General features: G+C 57.0%; 26 protein-coding genes and 1 pseudogene. 12 read left to right on the forward strand and 15 right to left on the reverse strand.

The features are described from left to right. The first annotated feature begins 7 nt into the window (after positions 1-7). Positions 8-712 (forward strand): GNAT family N-acetyltransferase, encoded by a 705-nt coding sequence (locus J9788_RS02460; RefSeq protein WP_046899339.1) that lies wholly within the window; start codon positions 8-10, stop codon positions 710-712. Positions 713-763: 51 nt separating this feature from the next. On the opposite strand, the gene purB is transcribed toward J9788_RS02460, so the two are convergent. Both purB and hflD read right to left on the reverse strand, forming a co-directional pair. Continuing rightward, positions 764-2,134, reverse strand: a complete 1,371-nt coding sequence (gene purB / locus J9788_RS02465; protein ID WP_033652066.1) for an adenylosuccinate lyase — start codon at positions 2,132-2,134, stop codon at positions 764-766. A gap of 22 nt (positions 2,135-2,156) precedes the next feature. Further along, positions 2,157-2,783 (reverse strand): high frequency lysogenization protein HflD, encoded by a 627-nt coding sequence (gene hflD / locus J9788_RS02470; RefSeq protein ID WP_004941196.1) that lies wholly within the window; start codon positions 2,781-2,783, stop codon positions 2,157-2,159. Between the two features lie 331 nt (positions 2,784-3,114). Here hflD and kup point away from each other — a divergent pair, with 331 nt between their 5' ends. Continuing rightward, positions 3,115-4,983 carry a low affinity potassium transporter Kup gene (gene kup / locus J9788_RS02475; RefSeq protein WP_182264624.1) on the forward strand — a complete coding sequence of 623 codons (1,869 nt, stop codon included), beginning with the start codon at positions 3,115-3,117 and terminating at the stop codon, positions 4,981-4,983. Positions 4,984-5,032: 49 nt separating this feature from the next. Here the strand turns inward: kup and mnmA are convergent, their stop codons facing one another. From mnmA to rluE, 4 genes are all read right to left on the reverse strand, one after another. After that, a complete protein-coding gene (mnmA, locus tag J9788_RS02480) occupies positions 5,033-6,133 on the reverse strand; it encodes a tRNA 2-thiouridine(34) synthase MnmA (protein WP_016928066.1) in 1,101 nt (366 codons plus the stop codon). Positions 6,134-6,239: 106 nt separating this feature from the next. Further along, on the reverse strand, positions 6,240-6,686 hold the full coding sequence (locus tag J9788_RS02485) for an NUDIX hydrolase (protein ID WP_015377609.1): 447 nt from the start codon (positions 6,684-6,686) through the stop codon (positions 6,240-6,242). Between the two features lie 9 nt (positions 6,687-6,695). Beyond that, a complete protein-coding gene (locus J9788_RS02490; protein ID WP_182264623.1) occupies positions 6,696-7,034 on the reverse strand; it encodes a lysozyme inhibitor LprI family protein in 339 nt (112 codons plus the stop codon). A gap of 22 nt (positions 7,035-7,056) precedes the next feature. Beyond that, on the reverse strand, positions 7,057-7,683 hold the full coding sequence (gene rluE, locus J9788_RS02495; protein WP_046899344.1) for a 23S rRNA pseudouridine(2457) synthase RluE: 627 nt from the start codon (positions 7,681-7,683) through the stop codon (positions 7,057-7,059). A gap of 131 nt (positions 7,684-7,814) precedes the next feature. On the opposite strand from rluE, the gene icd reads away from it, so the two are divergent. Further along, positions 7,815-9,068 carry an NADP-dependent isocitrate dehydrogenase gene (icd, locus tag J9788_RS02500; RefSeq protein ID WP_015377612.1) on the forward strand — a complete coding sequence of 418 codons (1,254 nt, stop codon included), beginning with the start codon at positions 7,815-7,817 and terminating at the stop codon, positions 9,066-9,068. 112 nt (positions 9,069-9,180) lie between these two features. Here the strand turns inward: icd and J9788_RS02505 are convergent. Beyond that, positions 9,181-9,618 (reverse strand): annotated as a pseudogene (locus tag J9788_RS02505) (tyrosine-type recombinase/integrase); the annotation flags it as partial. On the opposite strand from J9788_RS02505, the gene J9788_RS02510 reads away from it, so the two are divergent. Together J9788_RS02510 and J9788_RS02515 are read left to right on the forward strand one after the other, a co-directional pair. Next, entirely contained in the window at positions 9,614-9,991 is a 378-nt protein-coding gene (locus J9788_RS02510; protein ID WP_182264621.1) for a hypothetical protein, read from the forward strand. The pseudogene J9788_RS02505 and the gene J9788_RS02510 overlap by 5 nt on opposite strands. Positions 9,992-9,999: 8 nt before the next feature. Continuing rightward, on the forward strand, positions 10,000-10,434 hold the full coding sequence (locus J9788_RS02515; protein ID WP_182264620.1) for a tail fiber assembly protein: 435 nt from the start codon (positions 10,000-10,002) through the stop codon (positions 10,432-10,434). A gap of 30 nt (positions 10,435-10,464) precedes the next feature. Here the strand turns inward: J9788_RS02515 and J9788_RS02520 are convergent, their stop codons facing one another. Next, complete coding sequence (locus J9788_RS02520) at positions 10,465-11,586, reverse strand: acyltransferase (protein ID WP_182264619.1); 1,122 nt, start codon at positions 11,584-11,586, stop codon at positions 10,465-10,467. A gap of 312 nt (positions 11,587-11,898) precedes the next feature. Here J9788_RS02520 and J9788_RS02525 point away from each other — a divergent pair, with 312 nt between their 5' ends. Beyond that, the gene (locus J9788_RS02525; RefSeq protein ID WP_182264618.1) at positions 11,899-12,087 is read left to right on the forward strand and encodes an isocitrate/isopropylmalate family dehydrogenase; all 189 of its coding nucleotides are present in this window, start codon (positions 11,899-11,901) and stop codon (positions 12,085-12,087) included. Positions 12,088-12,161: 74 nt separating this feature from the next. Here the strand turns inward: J9788_RS02525 and uspF are convergent, their stop codons facing one another. From uspF to J9788_RS02540, 3 genes are all read right to left on the reverse strand, one after another. Beyond that, complete coding sequence (gene uspF, locus J9788_RS02530; RefSeq protein ID WP_182264617.1) at positions 12,162-12,611, reverse strand: universal stress protein UspF; 450 nt, start codon at positions 12,609-12,611, stop codon at positions 12,162-12,164. 217 nt (positions 12,612-12,828) lie between these two features. Next, the gene (locus J9788_RS02535; protein WP_019454813.1) at positions 12,829-13,056 is read right to left on the reverse strand and encodes a YgdI/YgdR family lipoprotein; all 228 of its coding nucleotides are present in this window, start codon (positions 13,054-13,056) and stop codon (positions 12,829-12,831) included. Positions 13,057-13,068: 12 nt separating this feature from the next. Beyond that, a complete protein-coding gene (locus J9788_RS02540; RefSeq protein ID WP_033642785.1) occupies positions 13,069-13,302 on the reverse strand; it encodes a YgdI/YgdR family lipoprotein in 234 nt (77 codons plus the stop codon). Between the two features lie 365 nt (positions 13,303-13,667). Between J9788_RS02540 and tolA the strand changes: the two genes are divergently transcribed. Then, positions 13,668-14,105, forward strand: a complete 438-nt coding sequence (tolA, locus tag J9788_RS02545) for a cell envelope integrity protein TolA (protein ID WP_046898576.1) — start codon at positions 13,668-13,670, stop codon at positions 14,103-14,105. A 161-nt stretch (positions 14,106-14,266) separates the two neighbouring features. Here tolA and J9788_RS02550 read toward each other — a convergent pair whose 3' ends face one another. The 3 genes from J9788_RS02550 to J9788_RS02560 form a co-directional block, all read right to left on the reverse strand. Then, a complete protein-coding gene (locus J9788_RS02550; RefSeq protein ID WP_046898574.1) occupies positions 14,267-14,560 on the reverse strand; it encodes a hypothetical protein in 294 nt (97 codons plus the stop codon). A gap of 66 nt (positions 14,561-14,626) precedes the next feature. Continuing rightward, positions 14,627-14,839 carry a hypothetical protein gene (locus J9788_RS02555; protein ID WP_046898573.1) on the reverse strand — a complete coding sequence of 71 codons (213 nt, stop codon included), beginning with the start codon at positions 14,837-14,839 and terminating at the stop codon, positions 14,627-14,629. A gap of 92 nt (positions 14,840-14,931) precedes the next feature. Further along, positions 14,932-16,047 (reverse strand): AI-2E family transporter, encoded by a 1,116-nt coding sequence (locus J9788_RS02560; protein WP_033652078.1) that lies wholly within the window; start codon positions 16,045-16,047, stop codon positions 14,932-14,934. A 294-nt stretch (positions 16,048-16,341) separates the two neighbouring features. Here J9788_RS02560 and J9788_RS02565 point away from each other — a divergent pair, with 294 nt between their 5' ends. Further along, the gene (locus J9788_RS02565) at positions 16,342-16,479 is read left to right on the forward strand and encodes a hypothetical protein (RefSeq protein ID WP_016928056.1); all 138 of its coding nucleotides are present in this window, start codon (positions 16,342-16,344) and stop codon (positions 16,477-16,479) included. Between the two features lie 72 nt (positions 16,480-16,551). On the opposite strand, the gene J9788_RS02570 is transcribed toward J9788_RS02565, so the two are convergent. Beyond that, positions 16,552-17,763, reverse strand: coding sequence for a CynX/NimT family MFS transporter (locus J9788_RS02570; RefSeq protein WP_182264616.1), 1,212 nt, complete (start codon positions 17,761-17,763; stop codon positions 16,552-16,554). Between the two features lie 232 nt (positions 17,764-17,995). On the opposite strand from J9788_RS02570, the gene J9788_RS02575 reads away from it, so the two are divergent. The 4 genes from J9788_RS02575 (at position 17,996) to J9788_RS02590 (ending at position 21,183) form a co-directional block, all read left to right on the forward strand. Then, positions 17,996-18,454, forward strand: coding sequence for a hypothetical protein (locus J9788_RS02575; protein ID WP_046898571.1), 459 nt, complete (start codon positions 17,996-17,998; stop codon positions 18,452-18,454). A 98-nt stretch (positions 18,455-18,552) separates the two neighbouring features. After that, on the forward strand, positions 18,553-18,969 hold the full coding sequence (locus J9788_RS02580; RefSeq protein WP_004941246.1) for a DUF2000 domain-containing protein: 417 nt from the start codon (positions 18,553-18,555) through the stop codon (positions 18,967-18,969). 72 nt (positions 18,970-19,041) lie between these two features. Then, the gene (locus J9788_RS02585) at positions 19,042-20,073 is read left to right on the forward strand and encodes a LacI family DNA-binding transcriptional regulator (RefSeq protein ID WP_182264615.1); all 1,032 of its coding nucleotides are present in this window, start codon (positions 19,042-19,044) and stop codon (positions 20,071-20,073) included. Positions 20,074-20,259: 186 nt separating this feature from the next. Beyond that, complete coding sequence (locus J9788_RS02590; protein WP_046898569.1) at positions 20,260-21,183, forward strand: TIM barrel protein; 924 nt, start codon at positions 20,260-20,262, stop codon at positions 21,181-21,183. Positions 21,184-21,190: the final 7 nt, after the last annotated feature.

Below are 21,190 nucleotides of genomic sequence, written 5' to 3' on the forward strand. Positions count from 1 at the left end.
GGCGCGTATGGCAATGAATCGTTATGGTCAGCCGATTGGCGAACCGATGCCGGATTGGCAGCCGGCTCGCCGCCCGGGCGGCGCAACGCTCGGCGGGCGTTTCTGTTCACTGGCGCCGCTCGAGCCGCAGCGGGATTACGCCGCGCTGTACGATGCTTTCCAGCTGGCGCCGGACGGCCGCGACTGGACCTATCTGTCTATCGAACGGCCCGATACGCCGGCGGCGATGCTGCAGCATCTGGAGACGCTGCAGGCCAACCCGGGGCTGGTCAATCTGACGGTGTTCGACGCCGCCAGCGACGCGCCGGTGGGGACGGTGGCGCTGATGCGCATCGACGAGGCCAACGGCGTGCTGGAGATCGGCCACGTCAGTTGGTCGCCGTTGATGAAACAGCGCTCCAGCGCCACCGAAGCCATCGCGCTGCTGCTGCGCTACGCCTTTGATACGCTGGGCTATCGCCGCTGCGAATGGAAGTGCGACAGCCACAACGCGCCGTCGCGCCAGGCCGCGCTGCGCTTTGGTTTCCGTTACGAGGGCAACTTCCGCTTTGCGGTGATCGTCAAGGGGCGCAGCCGGGATACCGACTGGTTCGCCATCACCGCCGACCGTTGGCCGACGGTGCGGCAGGCGCTGGCGCGTTGGCTGAGTGCCGAGAACTTCGATGCGCAGGGGCGGCAGATCGCCCGGCTGCAGGTGTTGCGCGGCGAATAATAAGCAACAAGGCGGCCCGCGGGCCGCCTTGTCGTTGTGGGTCTAACGCGCTTACTTCAGCTCGTCGACCAGGGTAGTGGCGCGGCCGATGTAGTTGGCCGGGGTCATCGCCTTCAGACGGGTTTTCTCTTCTTCCGGCAGCGCCAGACCGTCGATGAACGCCTGCATGCCGGCGGCGTCCACGCGCTTGCCGCGGGTCAGCTCTTTCAGCTTCTCGTAAGGCTTCTCGATGCCGTAACGGCGCATCACGGTCTGGATCGGTTCGGCCAGCACTTCCCAGTTGTGATCCAGTTCGTCCAGCAGGTGCGCCTGGTTCACTTCCAGCTTGCTGATGCCCTTCAGGGTGGCCTGATAGGCGATCAGCGCATAGCCCAGGCCCACGCCCAGGTTACGCAGCACGGTGGAGTCGGTCAGGTCGCGCTGCCAGCGAGAGACCGGCAGTTTGCCCGCCAGGTGGCCCAGCACGGCGTTGGCCAGGCCCAGGTTGCCTTCGGAGTTTTCGAAGTCGATCGGGTTGACCTTGTGCGGCATGGTGGAGGAGCCGATTTCGCCGGCGATGGTCTTCTGCTTGAAGTGGTTCAGGGCGATGTAGCCCCAGATGTCGCGGTCGAAGTCGATCAGAATGGTGTTGAAACGCGCTACGCAGTCGAACAGCTCGGCGATGTAGTCATGCGGTTCGATCTGGGTGGTGTACGGGTTCCAGGTGATGCCGAGCGAGGTCACGAACGCTTCGCTGAACTGATGCCAGTCCACTTCCGGGTAGGCGACGATGTGGGCGTTGTAGTTGCCGACCGCGCCGTTGATTTTACCCATGATCTCCACGCGCTCCAGCTGGCGGTACTGGCGCTCCATGCGGTAAGCCACGTTGGCGAACTCTTTGCCGACGGTCGACGGCGTAGCCGGCTGGCCGTGGGTGCGCGACAGCAGCGGGATATCGCGGTATTCCAGCGCCAGCCCTTTCAGCGCATCGATGATTTTACGCCAGTAAGGCAGCACCACGTCCTGACGAGCGCTTTGCAGCATCAGCGCGTGCGACAGGTTGTTGATGTCTTCGGAGGTGCAGGCGAAGTGGATAAACTCGGACACCGCGTGCAGCGCAGGCACCGCCGCCACTTTTTCCTTCAGGAAATACTCGACCGCTTTCACGTCGTGGTTGGTGGTGCGCTCGATGGTTTTGATGCGCTGAGCGTCTTCTTCATTGAATTCCGCGACGATTTTGTCGAGGAAAGCGTTTGCGTCGGCGTCAAAAGCGGGAACTTCCTTGATTTCTGCGCAGGCGGCCAGTTTTTGCAGCCAACGTACTTCAACCTGTACGCGGAATTTCAGCAGACCGTATTCGCTGAAAATGGGGCGCAGTGCGCTGACTTTATCACCGTAGCGTCCATCAACGGGGGAAACGGCGGTCAGTGAGGATAATTCCATCGGTAGCAACTCCTGGGATCGATTAACAATGAGCAACGATATTTTGCGCCTGCTTGAACAGACGATTACGGGAAAACATTAACTGCAGGCGGCTGCCGCCGACCTGTTGCCACAGCACGGCGGCGCGAATGCCGGCCAGCAGCGTGGCGCGAACTTTGGCCTGCACCTGCGGGTTCTGCAGGATGGCCGGCGAGCCGGTCACCTGGATGCGCGGCCCGAGCGGGCTGACCACGTCGACGTAAATGCCGGCCAGCGCGCTGATGATGGTGTCCGATTCAAGATCGAAGTGCGCCAGCTGGCGTTCGAGCTGGCCGAGGCGTTCGCCGAGCGTGTTCATCGCCTGTTTGTTGGCGTTCAGCTTGCGCTCCAGCACCATCAGGCTGATGGTGTAGCGGGTCAGTTCCGCGCCCGGCCCTTTGTTGTTGGCATTCAGCACGCCCATCAGGGTTTCGAGGCCGACCATCAAATTGCGTTCCTCGCCGCCGAACACCGCCAGCGTAGAGGGTGGGTCCATCTGCAGCAGGCTTTTCAGCGAGGTCTGAAACGCTTCGCGGTTGCATTGCCCTTCATGGGCCAATTGCTGAACCAAACGCGCCGACTGGCTGATACCCGCCATGGCCAGCGTGATGTCATAATAATTCTTCGCCACGATGACTCCTGTAAACGCGGTGAACGGTACATGGCTTACTGCATAAGGTTGTGTGTATCGCAGGGGTAACGGCGGCGGCCGCGAACGGTAACGATCGGGCGTGGCTGTAACAACGATGACAACGAATGCCGCGGATCATGCCACAAAATCGAGGGTAAACCCAGCGTCTAATACGTCTGCGGTGAGGCGGAGGCGCCGTGCGGCGCAGAACTGCGCAAATAGGCGACGAAAATCGCCGGCGCGGCGGCGCGAACTTATTGTTGCTGCGGCAAATAAAGTGCGGCGGCTGCATCTATACTGCCAACGTGAACCCTCAAATAAAGACCTTTATATGCACGTAAAAAACAAGCAGCCACTGCCGGCGGTGACGCTGGCGGCCATCGGCGTGGTGTACGGCGATATCGGCACCAGCCCGCTGTATACCCTGCGCGAATGCCTGACGGCGGAGGAGGGCATCACCCTGACGCCGGCCTCGATTTACGGCTTTTTATCGCTGATTTTCTGGCTGCTGACGCTGGTGGTGTCGATTAAATACATTTGTTTCGTGATGCGCGCCGACAACGACGGTGAAGGGGGGATTCTGACGCTGATGTCGCTGGCGATCCGCAAGCTGGATGCGCGCTGGGTGCCGGCGGCGGTGCTGGTCGGGCTGGTGGGCGGCAGCTTCTTTTATGGCGATGGGGTGATTACCCCGGCCATTTCGGTGCTCTCGGCTATCGAAGGCCTGCAGATTATCGCACCCGAGCTGGACAGCTTTATCGTGCCGCTGTCGCTGCTGGTGTTGACCGCGCTGTTCGCGATCCAGAAACACGGCACCGGCAGCGTCGGCAAACTGTTCGCCCCGGCGATGGTCATCTGGTTCCTGACGCTGGCGCTGCTGGGCATCGGCGGCATTTTGCATCACCCCGGCGTGCTGCGGGCGCTGAACCCTTACTGGGCGGTGAATTTCTTCCTCGAGTACAAGGCAGTGTCGTTCTTCGCGCTGGGCATGGTGGTGCTGTCGGTCACCGGCGCCGAAGCGCTGTACGCCGACATGGGCCACTTCGGCAAAAAACCGATCCGCCTGGCGTGGTTTACGCTGGTGGCGCCGGCGCTGGTGCTGAACTACTTCGGCCAGGGGGCGCTGCTGTTGGCCAACCCGGCGGCGATCAATAACCCGTTCTTCCTGCTGGCGCCCACCTGGGCGCTGATCCCGCTGCTGGTGATCGCCACGTTGGCGACGGTGATCGCCTCGCAGGCGGTGATCTCCGGCGTCTTCTCGCTGACGCGCCAGGCGGTGCGGCTGGGCTACCTGCCGCCGATGCGCATCATCTATACCTCCGATCAGGAGTCCGGGCAGATCTACATTCCGGTGGTGAACTGGCTGCTGTTCGCGGCGGTGTTGATCGTGATTATCAGCTTCAAACACTCCAGCAACCTGGCCTCGGCTTACGGCATCGTGGTGACCGGCACCATGCTGCTGTCATCGATTCTGCTGAGCATCGTGGCGGTGAAAAACTGGGGCTGGCCGCGCTATCTGGGCGGACTGATGCTGCTGGTCATGCTGTGCATCGACGTGCCGCTGTTCGGCGCCAACCTGATCAAGCTGGCGACCGGCGGCTGGCTGCCGGTGGCGCTGGGATTGACCATTCTGCTGATCATGCTGACCTGGAAGACCGAGCGTTCGCGCCTGATCCGCCGGCTGCGCGACAATCAGGAGGGGTTGACCGCGCTGATCGAGTCGCTGGAGAAGGCGCCGCCGAAGCGGGTGCCGGGCACCGCCGTATTTATGGAGCGCACGCCGCATGCGGTGCCGCTGGTGCTGTTGCATAACCTGAAGCACAACAAGGTGCTGCATGAGCGCGTGGTGTTGTTGACCATCGTCACCACCGACATGCCGTATGTGCATAACGTGCAGCGGGTGACGATCGAACAGCTGTCGACGAGCTTTTGGCGGGTGGTGGCGAGCTACGGCTGGCGCGAAACGCCCAACGTGACCGACATCCTTTATCGCTGCGGCCTGGAGGGGATGAGTTTCACCATGAACGAGACCTCGTTCTTCATGTCGCGCGATACGCTGGTGCTGGGCAAACGGCCCTGGTATCTGCGCATTCGCGGCAAGGTGTTCCAGCTGTTGCAGCGCAACGCGCTGCGGGCGCCGGATCTGTTCGAAATCCCGCCGAACCGGGTGATCGAACTGGGGGCGCAGGTGGAATTTTGAATAAAAAAACGCTGCGATAACGCAGCGTTTTTCTTGGGCGGCAGGCGAACTACGCCAGGCGCTGTTCGATGATGCCGCCGCCGAGGCAGATTTCGCCCTGGTAGAACACCGCTGACTGGCCGGGGGTGACGGCGGAGACCGGCTCGTCGAAACGCACTTCGATGCGTTCGTCGTCGAGTGGGGTCACGGTGCAAGGGATGTCCTGCTGGCGATAGCGGGTCTTCACCGTACAGCGGAACGGGCCGGTCAGCGGCAGGCGATCAACCCAGTGCAGCTGCTGCGCGATCAGGCCGACGGACATCAGGCGCGGGTGATCGTGCCCTTGCGCGACCACCAGCACGTTATTGGCCACGTCTTTATCCACCACGTACCACGGATCTTCGCTGCTGTCTTTCAGGCCGCCGATGCCTAACCCTTTGCGCTGGCCCAGGGTGTGATACATCAGGCCCTGGTGTTCGCCGACGGTCTGGCCGTCGACGCTGACGATCGGGCCCGGCTGCGCCGGCAGGTAGCGGCCGAGGAAGTCGCGGAATTTGCGCTCGCCGATAAAGCAGATGCCGGTGGAGTCTTTCTTCTTGGCGGTGACCAGCTCCAGTTGCTCGGCGATGCGGCGCACCTCCGGCTTCTCCAGTTCCCCAACCGGGAACAGGCTTTGCGCTACCTGCTCATGGCTCAGGGTATAGAGGAAGTAGCTCTGATCTTTGTTGCCGTCGACGCCGCGCAGCAGGCGGCTTTTGCCGTCCACGTCCTGGCGGCGCACGTAGTGACCGGTGGCGATGAAATCGGCCCCCAGGTCTTCGGCGGCGAACTCCAGGAAGGCTTTGAATTTGATCTCTTTATTGCACAGGATGTCCGGGTTCGGCGTGCGGCCGGCCTTGTACTCTTCCAGGAACAGTTCAAACACGTTGTCCCAGTATTCCGCCGCAAAGTTCACCGTGTGCAGTTCGATGCCCAGCTTGTCGCAGACCGCTTGCGCGTCGGCCAGATCGGTCGCGGCGGAGCAGTACTCTTCGTCGTCGTCTTCTTCCCAGTTTTTCATGAACAGCCCAGCGACCTGATAGCCCTGTTGCTGTAACAGATAGGCGGTAACGGAAGAGTCGACGCCGCCGGACATACCGACGATTACTTTTTTCTGGCTGTTGTCTGACATGGGGATCTCACGAACTTGAACACGAACCGTGCTGATAAAAACAAGCGCAGGATTTTACCACGTTGGCCGCGCCGGCGCACTGTTCATCTTGTGCTGCCCAGCGCGCTTAATGCGGCCAGGCGAAGCTGCCGACCAGCGACAGCGGGTAACGCTCCGGCTGCTGATAGCTGCGGATGCTCTCCGCCACCAGTGCGGAGCGCAGGTTGGGCGCCTGCAAAATCTCGTCGGCGCTCAGCCACAGGCAGCGATCGATGTCGCTGTCGTGCGGCTCGGTCGGCAGCGGCTGTTCCAGCTCGATGACAAAGCAGAAGCGCAGGAACGGCGTGCGATCCGGCGCAATCCATTGGTGCAGACGTAAAAACGCCTGCGGCGTGGCGCGGATGCCGGTCTCTTCCCACAGCTCGCGCTCGGCGGCCTGCACCAGCGTCTCGTCGGCCTCCAGATGGCCGGCCGGCTGATTCCACAGCGCTTTGCCGTTGATGGTCTCTTCGACGACCAAAAATTTGCCGGCGGCGTGCACTACGCAGGCCACGGTGACGTGCGGTTTGAACATGCGGTCTCCTTACAGCGGTTTGTCGATGCGCCGATAGATATCGTCCAGCTCGGCGATGCGAGTGCGGTAGCTTTTGAACAGACAGGCGGTGTCACCGCCGCACCGCTGGCGTTTTGCCAGCCAGGCCTGCTGGCTGTCCTGCATCGCGCCGCGCGCGCCCATGGCGAACAGGCCGCGCAGGAATTGGTATTGGGTGGCCATTTGCACGTCCAGATCGTTCAGCGTGCGGTCGGCGCAGATGGCGCGTTCATCGCTGCCTGCCGCCTTGGCGCAGTCGAAGCTGGCGGCCTGGGCGGCGAGCGGGGCCGCCAGGGCGGTAAACAGCAGCGCGATCAGAGAGGGTTTCATTGCGCCTCCTTCAATTGTCGGTCTACAGGGAATCGATGGTTTTCCATTCACCAGGCTGCAGTGAGCCCAGCGAAAGATTACCCATACTGTAGCGAATCAGGCGCAGGGTAGGGAACCCGATATGCGCCGTCATGCGACGTACCTGGCGGTTTCGCCCTTCGAACAGGGTGATTTTCAGCCAACTGGTGGGGATGGATTTACGCTCGCGGATCGGCGGGTTGCGCGGCCATAGCCACTGAGGCTCGGCCACCAACTCCACCCCGGCGGGCAGCGTCGGGCCGTCTTTCAGCGTGACGCCGCTGCGCAGCGGCGCCAGATCGCTCTCCTGCGGCGCGCCCTCGACCTGCACATAATAGATTTTGCCGGTGCGTTTGCCCGGCTGGGTGAGCTGCGCCTGCAGGTGACCGTCGTTGGTCAGCACCAGCAGCCCCTCGCTGTCGCGATCCAGGCGCCCGGCGGCGTAAACGTCGGGGAAGGGGATGTACTCTTTCAGCGTGGCGCGGCCAGCTTCATCGGTGAACTGCGGCAGCACGTCGAAGGGCTTGTTGAATAACACAATTCGGCGCGGCCCCTTCGGCGCGGCGGGTTTGGCGGCATTCGGCTTGCTGAATCGTTTAACGTTGTGATTTCTAACAGAGAATTTTTTCATAACAGTTGAGATTACGGATGATAAGCGCATTATAACCGAATCCGTTTCGGATTGGCGCGGACCGAATATTCAAGTAGTATCTACACGCATCTTACAAAGCATTAACAAAATTGCGCTTGAAGGAGAGGTTGATGGAAAGCAAAGTAGTTGTTCCGGCAGAAGGTAAAAAAATCACGGTTGACGCCCAGGGTAAACTGGTTGTTCCTCATAACCCGATCATCCCGTTCATCGAAGGCGACGGCATCGGCGTTGACGTGACTCCTGCCATGATCCACGTGGTTGATGCGGCCGTTAAAAAGGCTTACCACGGCGAACGTAAAATCTCCTGGATGGAAATCTACACCGGCGAAAAATCTACCCACGTTTACGGTAAAGACGTGTGGCTGCCGGACGAAACTCTGGACCTGATCCGCGACTACCGTGTCGCCATCAAAGGCCCCCTGACCACCCCGGTCGGCGGCGGCATCCGTTCTTTGAACGTGGCCCTGCGCCAGCAGCTGGATCTGTACGTGTGCCTGCGCCCGGTGCGTTACTACCAGGGCACTCCAAGCCCGGTGAAACAGCCTGAGCTGACCGACATGGTGATCTTCCGCGAAAACGCCGAAGACATCTACGCCGGCATCGAGTGGAAAGCCGGCTCCGCCGAAGCGGACAAAGTGATCAAATTCCTGCGCGACGAAATGGGCGTGAAGAAAATCCGCTTCCCAGAGCAGTGCGGTATCGGCGTGAAGCCATGCTCCGAAGAAGGGACCAAGCGTCTGGTGCGCGCGGCGATCGAATACGCCATCACCAACGACCGCGACTCCGTGACCCTGGTTCATAAAGGCAACATCATGAAGTTCACCGAAGGTGCCTTCAAGGATTGGGGCTATGAGCTGGCGCGTGAAGAGTTTGGCGGCGAGCTGATCGACGGCGGCCCATGGCTGAAGATCAAGAACCCGAACACCGGCAAAGAGATCGTGGTTAAAGACGTGATCGCCGACGCCTTCCTGCAGCAAATCCTGCTGCGCCCGGCGGAATACGACGTGATCGCCTGTATGAACCTGAACGGCGACTACATCTCCGACGCCCTGGCGGCCCAGGTAGGCGGCATCGGCATCGCGCCGGGCGCCAACATCGGCTCTGACTGCGCGCTGTTCGAAGCGACTCACGGCACTGCGCCGAAGTACGCCGGCCAGGACAAAGTGAACCCAGGCTCCATCATCCTGTCTGCAGAGATGATGCTGCGTCACATGGGCTGGTTCGAAGCGGCTGACCTGATCGTTAAGGGCATGGAAGGTGCAATCGCCGCCAAGACCGTGACCTATGACTTCGAACGCCTGATGGAAGGCGCTAAGCTGCTGAAATGTTCAGAGTTTGGCGACGCTATCGTTAAACACATGTAAGTTACTCCATTGTAGCGAATGTTAACGGGGGCATAATGCTCCCGTATTTTTTCCCGCCTAAAAAATCTTCTGCAAAACTCTTCTGCAAAATGGTATGAAAAATGACCGAATTTCACGCCCCAACAACTCTCCATTCTTTTCCTCGATCATCGTTGTATCGATCGGTTTGACGCTGGCTTTTATGCCCAAGTAAATCCCGAGTATTGATTTTTTGTTCCCGGTATAAGCGTTCGGCCAGCGAACGGATTTCGTGAAAGCTGGGCGGAGTTCCTTTGCTCCAAGACAATCCCGATAGCTCACGAATTTTTTTAAAACTTGTGCTGATAGTGTTGGGCTTAACCATTCCTCCCCGTCTGGCCATCGCCGTATTGTGCGTGTAGTGGACGAGGTAAGGGCTGACGATATGATCCCGGCACTGAGTGATTATCTGTTCCAGGGTCATGCCAATGGCATCACAGCGAAGGGATAGGGGGATCGCGACCTTAGCCCCGGTTTTTATCTGTTCAACGTGTAGGTGGCCGTCCCATACGTCAGAAAACTGCATTTTGCTATACAATACCAATAGCCAACCACCTTACCCGGTAACCAGCGTTAATGGCCGTAGTGGCGCTGTGGCGCTTAATGATGGTTTCTCTACTGATGGCACGAGCATGTGGTGGGATGCATTTAGTTCGCAGTTGCGTATACAAGTTGGTACCTGGTCAATAGGTGCAGCCCCAGGTTCATCCGTTACAGTCTCGTTTCCAAAGGCATTTCCTAACTATTGTATTTTTGCTATTCCAGTGCCAGATTCTTCTCTATCGACCGCCGCTGCAACTGAACAAGTTGGGGTTGGCGGAAGAACAAATACGACTGTTACTTTCACAAAAGGTAAAGGGGACACTGATGCTCGCGGTGGAAAATATCTGGCAATTGGCTTCTGAGGTCTCTTATGAAAGAGAATAGATATTACTACAGTGCTAAAACAGGTGGGTTTTACGATGCATCAGAAAAGAGTGTCTATGAGAACTCTATCAAAGGCTGGCCAGCGGATGCTGTCGCGATAACTAATGATGAATATAAATTGTTATTTGACTGGCAGGCCATTGGGAGAGTCATTGTTGCTGGTGACGATGGAAAACCTTACCTTGCAGCTCCACCAGAACCAACGCAGGAACAGTTAGTAGCGTCGGCGGAGCAGCATAAGCAGACATTGATTGATGATGCCATACAATCAATCAACACTATCCAACTAAAGTTGCAGGCAGGGAGGAAACTGACTATTGGAGAGACGGCTAGGCTAAACGTAATGCTGGATTACATTGATTTCGTACAAGGCATTGATGCGTCGATGGCTCCTAACATCGAATGGCCTGAAAAACCGTAGGAAAAGAAAGCCCGGACTCCGGGCTTTCTTTTATGAACGTTGTCTTTGAATGAAGAAATTACTCTGTAGCATTCTTTTGTTTAATCTCATTGCTGGGCTCTCGATTAGCTTAAAGCTAAAGTATGCAAAAACACTCGATATTACAACCGATAGTAGTATATTAACGTATGGTGATGCTACAAATAATGATGCTATGGTTTGCTGAACGGGAAAGGCCCATAAATAAACACCATACGATATGTCATTTTTGATTTTTAATCTTCTGATAAGCGAAAGAGAGGATGCATATAGTAATGACATGGACGCAAAAATATAAAATAATGCTGTTTTTGCCTTATCACTGTCAGACAAGAAAAATGCAATGATAGCAGCTATCGCCAAAGTAAATAACATACTGGTAGTGATTCGGTTTTTTAGTATTGCCAGAAGACACCCAGCAGAGAAAAATGGGTAAAGCAAATAGATACTTGGATCTTCCGATTTTGCTATCAAATGGCCTTTTAATGGAGTAAACGGCTCAATGAGTATAGCTATCGATATAATGGCAATAAATGTTTTCTTGTATGACCTGAATATAATGCTGGTTAAATATATTAATAACAGGTAAAAGTATGATTTTATCTCCATTGGTATCGTCCAAAGCGAACCATTAACGGCACTTAATGTGTTATCGACAAATACACCTGGGAGATTATATTGGACATCCAACCTTAAGGTTTTAAAAATGTAAGACCAAACATCATCGTACGAAAAGTAATCTCTAAGGCTAAAATTACTTAACCAAGGTCCAAATATTATCGCTGTTATTATGATGGTTGCGGCGTAAGCAGGAAAGACCCTGAAGAAACGCGATGATATATAATTTAATATATTCCCATTTGACAATAAACTGTTTGTAACGAGCAGTCCACTAATTAGGAAAAAAGTTTTTACTGCTACCCCACCAAATGAGACGTATCCTAATAATGTCATTTTATATAAAATATCATTACTTCCATCAGCTGGGGATAGTGCAAATGCGTGTGCATAAATAACAAAATAAGCGCACATTATTCTTATTAAATCTAGGTTGTTATTATCTCTTTTTATAAACTGCTCTATGGTAATTGATTTCATTAATGAACCACGTAAATAAATTTTTATCTGCATCATTCTATCACCATGCATGAACGAGAGGAAATTTAGTTGTCTATTCTGTGGCAATCGGGAGTCACCATACTAATAGAGATCAGGCGCAAGACTGTCGGCAACACGCTTTACAAGGGCGTATTGCGGGATGCAGCTGCATTAGTCCGCGAAAAATAAAAATGACCGGTCACCATTTTGTGCCGATTGCCTACTTTGACGCTGGGGCGGTTCTTTCTGCAAAACTCAACTGAAACCACCATGAATAAAGGTTCGTTAAACACGATTCGTTTGAAATACCACAATCGGTAATTGTGATATTTATATATATAATTCAGTGTGTTAATTTTGACATGGTATGTGCTGCTGCGTCACATGGGCTGGTTCGAAGCGGCTGACCTGATTGTTAAGGGCATGGAAGGCGCCATCGCCGCCAAGACCGTGACCTATGACTTCGAACGCCTGATGGAAGGCGCTAAGCTGCTGAAATGTTCAGAGTTTGGCGACGCTATCGTTAAGCACATGTAAGTGTGTTCAGCGCTTGAATAAGAGCGGGAGCCTAAGGGCTCCCGTTTTTTTATTGTTCAAATGAGCAAGAGATTTTAAGCGTTAGCCGATTCACGCACCACCAACACCGGGCAATTGGCGTGGCGCACTACCGCGGTGGCATTCGAGCCGAGGAGGTAAGTCATTGCAGAAGGGCGGTTGGAACCCATCACAATAATCTCCGCGTTAAGCACATCGGCGAGTTCCAGGATCTGATCTTTGGGATCGCCGACAGCGACATGCGTGGTCACTCTATCTTCAGGCACGCTGAATTGTTTTGCCGCTTTCGCCAGCCCCTCGGTCGCTATCGCAATGGTTTCATCTTTGGTTTCCACCGCCGCCGTGGCGGCAAAGCCGAAGGCCGCGTAGGTGGCGCGCGACGGGATCACCGCCAGGAAATGGACGTGGGAGTCTTCGAGCCTGGCGAGCGCGTTGACATGCGGGATGACCTGCTGTGTTAATTCCGGCTCGGTAATATCCACGGGAACCAAAATAGTTTTGTACATACTCCCTCCTTATCGTTTTAAAAAACTCCACTTATCGGATTATAGCCGTTCGACGCCGGGAAAGGGGAGATCCGTATGGCAAACCTGGCAACGTTGTCTGCTGAAATGTCAGGCGTTTATCGACGTTATCGTTAAACGCCAATGGGCGCGCTTACTGTTTGAATAGAAAGGGAGCCATCGGCTCCCTTGGTTTTAGCTGGCTGAGATTATCGGACTCTTAATGAGGGATTTCCGACACCTCTTTGACTTCCGTCTTGTTGATTTGCTGTTTGACGCCATTGGCGTCGGTATACCCGATCAACCCGGCAGAAGTCTCTTTCGGTTTGCCGTCACTGATGATCGTTCGGCCATCGTGGGTATGAATAGCGTAGCTGGTGCGTGTGCAGCCTGACAGTGCGGCGATGGCAACCAAGGCGATCGCGGGAAGAACAAGCGCTTTTTTCATTTGAAGCTCCTTTTAGTTATTCAACTCACTCATGTTTGCAATCTGGTCTCGATTGATCTGTTCCGTTTTGCCCGTTTCAGCATTTCGATAGGAGACCAATCCGGTATCTTTATCGATCTGGGGCTTGCCGTCGGTAACAATGGTTTTGCCGTCCGTCGTTTTGATCGCCTGATTGGAAGCGCAGCCCACCAGGGACATCAATGCTGTTGCCGCCAGCAGCGCGGCAAAGGGGCGTTTGCTTTTCATACCTACCATCCTGGTTACTTAAACAAATTTAATATCATGAAAGTAAGTATAGGCAGATTTTCCAGATTGCCAGGGGTGAAAGTGCTTCTAATGGGATAAAAAATTAAGAATAACTTAATTTATTGATGGAGTGATTGCTCGTTCGGATAACAAGGTTATCGATAGGTCAGGGTACGCAGGCGTACCCCCCCCCCGCCCGGGGGCTATGGCTTCATGTCATCATCGGCCCACGATTCTCCGCATGCCGATGCTTGATACTAATAATGTCTCTGGCGGTTTGGCGTTAATTCTGTATAAGTATTCGCCGGGGATCTTGTCGAATACCACGTTGATTTCGGCTGACTATCATCCATAAGGACAGGGATATGAAAATCACGCATTCAGGCTATAAAACCGGCGTCGCCACGCTATTGGCGGGAATGTTCGCACTGGCGTTAACCGGGTGTGCCAAGAGCACAACCCCCAGCCAAACCGACCCGGTGAATAAAGAGGTTGACGATCTTTTCGCCAACCTTGGCAACCCAAAGGCGCCGGGGAAAGAGAAATTACATTACCTGTCTCAGGTGCAAGCTGAGATTCAACGTCATTTTAAAGACGCCGAGACCTACTCAGGCAGAAGTTGCACATTAAGCATCAAGCTGGCGCCGGATGGCCTGCTGATCAGCATTCGGGCTGAGCAAGGGGATCCGGAACTTTGCCAGGCCGCGATAAAGGCAATCGTCAATGCACGTTTGCCTAAACCGCCAACGGCCGCGGTTTACGAAGCGGTCAAAAGCAGCGTATTGGAATTTCGCCCGCAGTGAAAATGCAGGGCGGAAACTGCTATGCCAGACAATTAAACCAAAGTCACAGGCCGTATTTTCATGCGGCCTGTGAATATTGGGTTGTGCAATATTTCGTATAGCGCTTCCTCATGCTAAAGCCCGTTTTTTCGGCATTATTTCACGGCATGCGGCACCACTCTCTACCGATACATCATCGCGCTTACGCGCTCGCTTCGGTCTTTAAAACCGTTGCTGCGCATCGTGACCACATAGTAGCGATAGTGGTGTTTCTGTGCGTATTCGCGCACCAGATCTTCGGCGAACAGGCCGCTGAAGGTGACGGTGGTGACGAACGTCAGCCCTTTCACTTCGTAGGTGCCGATCTCTTGCGGGGTGCCGATATACGGCGGCGGGAACACGGTTTTGTGATACTGGCAGCCCGCCAGCAGCAGGGTGAACAGCAGGGGGATAACGGATGTTGGCGGTAATCTCATCGGGAAATGCTTTCCTTTCTTGGCGTGTGTTTCAGTCACTCTATAGGTGTTTTTTATCCCAGCGCGCTAATACAGCCTGACATCCACCGCCTGCTGTTGCAGCCAGGCGCTGACGTAGCCGTAAGCGGCAGAGAAGGCCAGCAGCGCGAAGAGCAGTACGGAAAGCGAGGCCAAAAACTTGACGTCGCCGTGCTTCGACAGCTGATAGGCGCAATAAATAAAGGCCAACAGGCACAGCAGGGTGAAGGCGATGGCCAGCGTGGCGTAGAGAATAAGCATAACGAAACCCGTTCTTCCTTGTGAGCGCGGCAAGGATACCACAGACAAAAAAGGGGCCCAAACGGGCCCCGGTGCGATACGGCGCGAGAGGTTTACTCCGCCGCGTCGGGATGATTCTTGCCTTCTTCGATGAATTCTTCGTCGATCTCTTCGATGTTTTCCTTGCTGTCGCGGCCGGACAGGATGTTCCAGCAGGCGATGAACAAGGCGGCGATCAATGGCCCGATGACGAAGCCGTTAATGCCGTAAATCTCCATGCCACCCAGGGTGGAGATCAGGATCAGGTAGTCCGGCATTTTGGTGTCTTTGCCTACCAGCAGCGGGCGCAGAATGTTGTCCACCAGACCGATCACCACCACGAAGAACACCACCAGGAAGATGCCTTTCCACAGCATGCCGGTGGCGAAGAAGTAGATCACCGCCGGCACCCAGATGATGGCTGAGCCCACGGCGGGGATGATCGACAGGAACGCCATCAGCGCGCCCCACAGCAGGCTGCCGTCAATGCCGGTAAAGTAAAACGCCAGCCCGCCGAGCGCGCCTTGCACCACGGCGACCACTACCGTGCCCTTGACGGTGGCGCGGGAGACGGCGGCGAACTTCACGAACAGGTGGTGCTTCACGTGCTGTGAGAGCGGCAGCGCTTCGAGCGCCAGGTTCACCAGGTACGGGCCGTCTTTCAGCAGGAAGAACAGCAGGTAAAGCATCACGCCGAAGCCGACGACGAAGTTGAAGGTGCCTTTGCCGATCAGGAACACGCTGCCCGCCAGGTATTGCCCACCCTTGAGCGCCACCTCGGAAAGTTGTTTTTGGATCTCGGCGGCGCTGTTGAGGTTATGCTCCGCCAGAAAGCGCTGCGCCCAGCCGGGCAGATGCCGCATAAAGTCCGCCAGCATGGTCGGCAATTGGCTGTTATTGGTCTGCAGCTTGGTGTAAATCATGTTGAATTCCATCGCCAGCGATGAGGCGATGATCGCTAACGGCGTGAACACGATCAGGCAGATCAGCGCCACCGTCAGCAGCGACACCACGCCGTTGCGTTCGCCGACGTACTGCTTCAACTTCTTTTTCACCGGATGGAAAATCACCGCCAGAATAACCGCCCACAGCACCGAGGAGTAATAAGGCCCCAGCACGTCGAGAAAGGCGGCGGTGACGATAAACAGGATCAGAATAAAGAATCCCTTGGAAATGCCTTTAGACATCATAGTCGTCCCTCAAAAGATGAATTTTCAGCATAGATGAACTGAATGAAAACAACACTATCATCACCTTTGCTTATCCGGTAGGGGATTTTTAACGGCGTATTCCATAGGGTTACTAAGGGGAAAGGAGGGCGCCGCGCGAGGCTCAGGCGGCGGCGCAAGGAAAGAAAGAATGCTAAATAGTTAACAAAATTTATTGATTGTGTTTCATTTTGTGTGTTGCGCTTGCCCCCTGAGCCAGGCTTTCCTAGTGTTGATGAGGGCGGCCGTTCGCCCGATACCCGAAGGAGTATGCAAATGACAGAACACAAACGACTTGCCGTTATCGAAAAGGCATTGCTGATCGCTTTCGCCGGTCTGCTGATTTATCTTGTTGCGACCGGCGCCTTGTCATTGTCGGGCCTGGATCATCACTGGCCTTATCCTTCACGATAAGCACGCACCCGCACCAGGGAATATTCAGCACTGCTAATAATAAATAGAACCCCCTTTCTCATTATTGCGCCATTACGCCGCATTGCGCGGCCCGCGGCGAAAAATCAGCGCCAATACCGCCCCTGACACCGCTGCCGCCAGCACCAGCCACCCCGGCGCCGCCCAACCGGCCGCGGCCACGATGGCGCTCAGCGCGATCGGGCCGATCACCTGGCCTAGGTAGTTTCCCTGCATCACCAGCCCGAGGCTCAGCGGCAGCAGCGTGGGCTCTGGCGTCGCCGCCGGCGTGGCGGCCAGAATGGTGGCGGGCAGCATGCCGGCGATGGCGCAGAACAGGAAGCACAGCGGGATCAGCAGGCCATTGGGCGTCAGCGGCAGGAATATGCCGATGCCAAAAATGCCGATAATCAGGCTGGTGGCCGCGAGCAGGCTCCCGGCCCGCAGACCGCGCGACAGCAAGAACCCGGCGGCGAGATTGCCGAAGATATTGACGGCGACCGCCGCCGCGCTGATGCCGCCGGCGGTCGCCAGGGTCAGACCGATGCGCTGCATCAGAAAGATCGGTAAAAAGGTCATCACCGAGAAAAACTGCAGGTTGTAAGCGGTGAACATCAGCGCCAGCAACAGCGGCTGGCGCGCCCGCAGTATCGCGCCCAGCGCTTGCCGCAGCGGCAACGGCGCAGCGTGCGCGTCGGCGGCGCGGCGTGGCGTGGTCAGCGGCAGCAGCAGCGCGGCCAGCAGTGTCAGCGCCGCACCGGCCTGCCAGTTCTGTTGCCAGCCCGCCAGGTGAGGGCCGAAAAACAGCGAAATGGCAATGCCCGCCGGCATGAAGGTGCTCCAGATGCCGAACACCAGGCTGCGCTGCGCCGGGGCGACGATGCGGTTCAGCACCGCCGGCGAGGCGACCACCACGATGACGAAGCCGAGGCCTTCGACAAAGCGGCTGACGATCAAGCCGCTGAAGTCGTGCAGCGTGGCGCCGGTAAAGCTGGCGGCGCTGACGATCAGCAATCCCAGCGCCAGCAGGCGCCGATCGCCCCAGCGGCGCACCAGCAGCCCGGCGGCGATGCCGCCGAACACCCCGACGAAAGGAAACGCCGAGATGACCCAGCTTAGCGTCTCCAGTGAACGGCCAAACTCGGCCTGCAGCGCCGGCAAGGCAATGGTGGCCTTGCCCACGTGCAGCGCCGCGGCGATGCCGGCGAACAGCACGTTGATGACGGCCAGCCAGGGCGTGGCGGCGGGGGAAATGCGGTCGATGGCGTCCGGTTTAATCGCAGTCATAACACTCTCCAGTGGCGGTAACGCCCTCACTATGCGTCTGCGCTACGACAGAAGTCGTTCAAATGCTGCGCTGTCACGCGGGGAAATTATTCATTTCGAGCTTTATTTTGCGCGCCTCGTTGTTTGGTTCGCCAGTGTGCCGCCCTGCGTGGACGCGGGCGGCCGTTCAGCGGTTTACTGTTCCGGCACGCCGCGAGCGTGCCCGATCAATTTTATTTATAAGGAGCAGTGTATGTCAGAGATGATGAATGAAAACGGAGCGCCGGTGATGGAGTGGAGCTACGGTGGCCGGGGTGACGATATCAGCAGCAGCCTGACCTTCGACACGGTAGAGGAACAGCCGCATGGCTTCCTGATGACGGTCGATCGGCCGGTCCAGATCTTCAAAGAGGCGCTGTCGCCGCTGATGGCCTTTGTCACGCTGCTGCGCCCGCTGTATGCGAAGACGGGCGAGGGATTCCAGTTCGTGCCGGTTTCCAACCCCTGGACCGATGTGCAGCGCCTGCCGCCAAGCGCCGGTTATCTGGGCGTGCAGGTCAACGCCGGCCTGTTCTTCCACGGGGCCAAACCGACGCACTATAAAGATCGCGACGGCCAGATGAAACCGATCGACGGCGGCACTGTCCTGCAGAACATCACCGTGCTGCATCAGGTGGCGCAGGCGCAGGGCCCGGGCGAAGGCGGGATCTGAGGCTGAAACGTCATCACGGGGCCGGACGCGGCCCTTATCTCGCCTTGAAAACCGCCCTTGGCTTGGGTAAAAAGGGTTGTCTATTCAAGGAGAAGAGTATGTACAGCGACAACGAGAAAAAATTCTACATCATCCTCAACCGCAACCACGAACCGGCCACGCTGTTTAACGCCTCCTGCCATCTGACGGCGGGCATCACCGATCTAATCGAGCAGCGCGAGTTTCACCACTACCCGAGCAGCCTCGACGGCGTCAGCGCCAATATGAGCCATTACCCGATCGTCATCCTGCAGGCCAAGAACAGCAGCCAGCTCAGCAACCTGATCCTCAAATGCAAGGAGGAGGGCGTGCTGTCCAACTTCTTCACCACCACCATGCTGTCGCACTCCGCCGAGCAGCAGATCGCCGACACCGCCAATACCCCCTACGAGCAGTTGGACTTCGTGGCGGTAGCGCTCTACGGCGACACTGAGCAGCTTAAGCCGCTCACCAAGAAGTTCTCCGTCTACCGTTAATCGCGAACGGCGTCACATCAGGGGCGGCAACGGCTATGATATTTTTCCATCAAATCGTTGATGGAGATGAACATGAGCGGCAAGAAAACCACCATGGCGGCCATTGCCAGAGAGGCGCGGGTCGGCATCGCCACCGTCGATCGGGTGATCAACCAACGCGCGTCGGTGCGGCCCGCCACCCAGCGCCGGGTGATTGAGGCGGCGAAAAAGTTGGGGTTCGCGTTGGAGAAGTCCCACTGCCTGTCGGCGGTGCTGGGCAGGCCGGAACGCCGCCTGAGAATGGGGTTCATCCTGCTGCGGCGCGAACACTCTTTCTATGCGCAACTGGCTGATGAACTGATGGCGCAAGCGGCGCCGTATCATGAGCCGGGTCAGCCGCCGCAGTTCATCTTCCACTCTCTCAATGCCATCGGCGACACCGCCGCCGCCATTAGCCAATTGAGCCGCCAGGTGGAAGCGATCGGCGTGCTGGCGCTGGATCACCCCCTGATCCACTATGCCGTAGAAGAAGCCGCCCAGGCGGGCATCAACGTTTTCGCGCTGCTGTCGGATTTATCGGTGCCCAGCCGCGCCGGCTACATCGGTCTGGATAATCAAAAAGCGGGCCGCACCGCCGGCTGGGCGGTGGATCGTCTGTGCCGGCGTCAGGGCGACGTCGGCGTGATCATCGGCGACAACCGTTTTACTTGCCAGGAAGCCTGCGAGATCGGTTTTCGCTCCTACCTGCGTGAACAGATGAGCGGCCAGCGTGTGCTGGAACCGGTGCGCAGCCTTGAGGACGCGGAAACGGCGCGCCGGGTCACGCGTGAACTGCTGGCGAACCACCCGGAGCTGGCGGCGCTTTACGCGCCGAGCGGCGGTGTGGAGGGCATTATTCAGGCGTTGCGAGAGAGCGGCCGGCAGCGCGACATCACGCTGGTGTGCCACGGCCCGATGCAGGGCGGTGAAATGGCGCTGCTCGACGGCACGGTGGATCTGCTGCTGTGCCACCGCATTCCCGAATTGGCCGCCACGATCGTCGAGACGTTACTCGCCGCCGATGAACAACCGGGATTACGCCACATCATTAATCGCTTCGATGTGATCACCAAAGAAAACCTCTGACGGCCGCTGAGTGGTGTTTGCCGAGAGCAGCGCGCAACAAGGCGCCGCTTGAATTTGATAAAAAACTATCAAATAATTTATCAAAAATAGCGCGATCTCTATCAAAAAATAAAATTTTCATTATTGATGGCTTTGGAATTTTTATTTGATACTGACGGCATTCCCCGCAAAAAAGGAGCCGTCGCCATGACTTTGCCTATCGCCAATGCGCCCTGCAGTTGGGGCGTGGATGATCCGAACAACCCCCATTTGCCGCCCTACGCCACGGTTCTGCAAGAAGCGTCGGCGGCCGGCTACCGCAGCATCGAGCTGGGGCCGTGGGGCTATCTGCCGACGCAGAGCGAGGCGCTGTGCGCCGCGCTGGAGCAGCATCGCCTGTCGCTGGTGGCCGGCACGATTTTTGACGATCTGGTCAGCGAGGCGAACATTGAGCGCCTGCTGGCCCTGACGCATCGGATATGCCGCAACCTCTCGCGGGCGCCCAGGGCGGAGCCGACCGAGGGCGATCGCGCCGCGCCGCCATTCTTGGTGATTATCGATTTCGGCAATCCGCAACGCGCCAGGTTCGCCGGGCGTTCAGATTTAGCGCCGCGTTTGTCGCAGGGGGAGTGGCAGAGGATGATCGGGCACATTACGCGCATCAGCGAACTGGCCTGGCGGGAATATGGTGTGCGGCCGGTGGTGCATCCGCACGCCGGCGGCTGCATCGAGTTCGCCGACGAAATCGACCGGTTGGCGGCGGACATTCCGCATCACACCGCCGGATTGTGCCTGGATACCGGCCATCTGTATTACGCCGGGCTGGACCCGGCTGCCTGGCTGAGCAAGCACTTTGAACGTATCGATTATCTGCACTTCAAAGACGTCGATCCGCAGGTGTTCCGAGAGGTGCTGGCGCGCGGCGTCGATTTTTTCACCGCCTGCGCCGAGGGCGTCATGTGCCCGTTAGGCAGCGGGGCGATCGATTATCCGCAGCTGCGCGCGCTGTTGGCCGAGCGCGGATACCGGGGCTGGATCACTATCGAGCAGGAGCGCGATCCGCGCAATGTGCAGGGCAGCCTGCAGGACGTCACCGCCAGCTTGCGCTACTTGCGCGGCCTCGGCTTTTAATCAGGAG

The sequence above is a fragment of the Serratia sp. X10 genome (assembly GCF_017811775.1).
GTDB lineage: Bacteria > Pseudomonadota > Gammaproteobacteria > Enterobacterales > Enterobacteriaceae > Serratia > Serratia ureilytica.

Coding starts and splice junctions, on each gene's coding strand:
- J9788_RS02460 (WP_046899339.1), top strand. CDS start 8: ATGGCAATGAATCGTTATGGTCAGCCGATTGGCGAACCGATGCCGGAT.
- purB (WP_033652066.1), bottom strand. CDS start 2,134: ATGGAATTATCCTCACTGACCGCCGTTTCCCCCGTTGATGGACGCTAC.
- kup (WP_182264624.1), top strand. CDS start 3,115: ATGCACGTAAAAAACAAGCAGCCACTGCCGGCGGTGACGCTGGCGGCC.
- mnmA (WP_016928066.1), bottom strand. CDS start 6,133: ATGTCAGACAACAGCCAGAAAAAAGTAATCGTCGGTATGTCCGGCGGC.
- J9788_RS02485 (WP_015377609.1), bottom strand. CDS start 6,686: ATGTTCAAACCGCACGTCACCGTGGCCTGCGTAGTGCACGCCGCCGGC.
- J9788_RS02490 (WP_182264623.1), bottom strand. CDS start 7,034: ATGAAACCCTCTCTGATCGCGCTGCTGTTTACCGCCCTGGCGGCCCCG.
- rluE (WP_046899344.1), bottom strand. CDS start 7,683: ATGAAAAAATTCTCTGTTAGAAATCACAACGTTAAACGATTCAGCAAG.
- icd (WP_015377612.1), top strand. CDS start 7,815: ATGGAAAGCAAAGTAGTTGTTCCGGCAGAAGGTAAAAAAATCACGGTT.
- J9788_RS02515 (WP_182264620.1), top strand. CDS start 10,000: ATGAAAGAGAATAGATATTACTACAGTGCTAAAACAGGTGGGTTTTAC.
- J9788_RS02520 (WP_182264619.1), bottom strand. CDS start 11,586: ATGATGCAGATAAAAATTTATTTACGTGGTTCATTAATGAAATCAATT.
- uspF (WP_182264617.1), bottom strand. CDS start 12,611: ATGTACAAAACTATTTTGGTTCCCGTGGATATTACCGAGCCGGAATTA.
- J9788_RS02535 (WP_019454813.1), bottom strand. CDS start 13,056: ATGAAAAAAGCGCTTGTTCTTCCCGCGATCGCCTTGGTTGCCATCGCC.
- J9788_RS02540 (WP_033642785.1), bottom strand. CDS start 13,302: ATGAAAAGCAAACGCCCCTTTGCCGCGCTGCTGGCGGCAACAGCATTG.
- tolA (WP_046898576.1), top strand. CDS start 13,668: ATGAAAATCACGCATTCAGGCTATAAAACCGGCGTCGCCACGCTATTG.
- J9788_RS02550 (WP_046898574.1), bottom strand. CDS start 14,560: ATGAGATTACCGCCAACATCCGTTATCCCCCTGCTGTTCACCCTGCTG.
- J9788_RS02555 (WP_046898573.1), bottom strand. CDS start 14,839: ATGCTTATTCTCTACGCCACGCTGGCCATCGCCTTCACCCTGCTGTGC.
- J9788_RS02560 (WP_033652078.1), bottom strand. CDS start 16,047: ATGATGTCTAAAGGCATTTCCAAGGGATTCTTTATTCTGATCCTGTTT.
- J9788_RS02565 (WP_016928056.1), top strand. CDS start 16,342: ATGACAGAACACAAACGACTTGCCGTTATCGAAAAGGCATTGCTGATC.
- J9788_RS02570 (WP_182264616.1), bottom strand. CDS start 17,763: ATGACTGCGATTAAACCGGACGCCATCGACCGCATTTCCCCCGCCGCC.
- J9788_RS02575 (WP_046898571.1), top strand. CDS start 17,996: ATGTCAGAGATGATGAATGAAAACGGAGCGCCGGTGATGGAGTGGAGC.
- J9788_RS02580 (WP_004941246.1), top strand. CDS start 18,553: ATGTACAGCGACAACGAGAAAAAATTCTACATCATCCTCAACCGCAAC.
- J9788_RS02585 (WP_182264615.1), top strand. CDS start 19,042: ATGAGCGGCAAGAAAACCACCATGGCGGCCATTGCCAGAGAGGCGCGG.
- J9788_RS02590 (WP_046898569.1), top strand. CDS start 20,260: ATGACTTTGCCTATCGCCAATGCGCCCTGCAGTTGGGGCGTGGATGAT.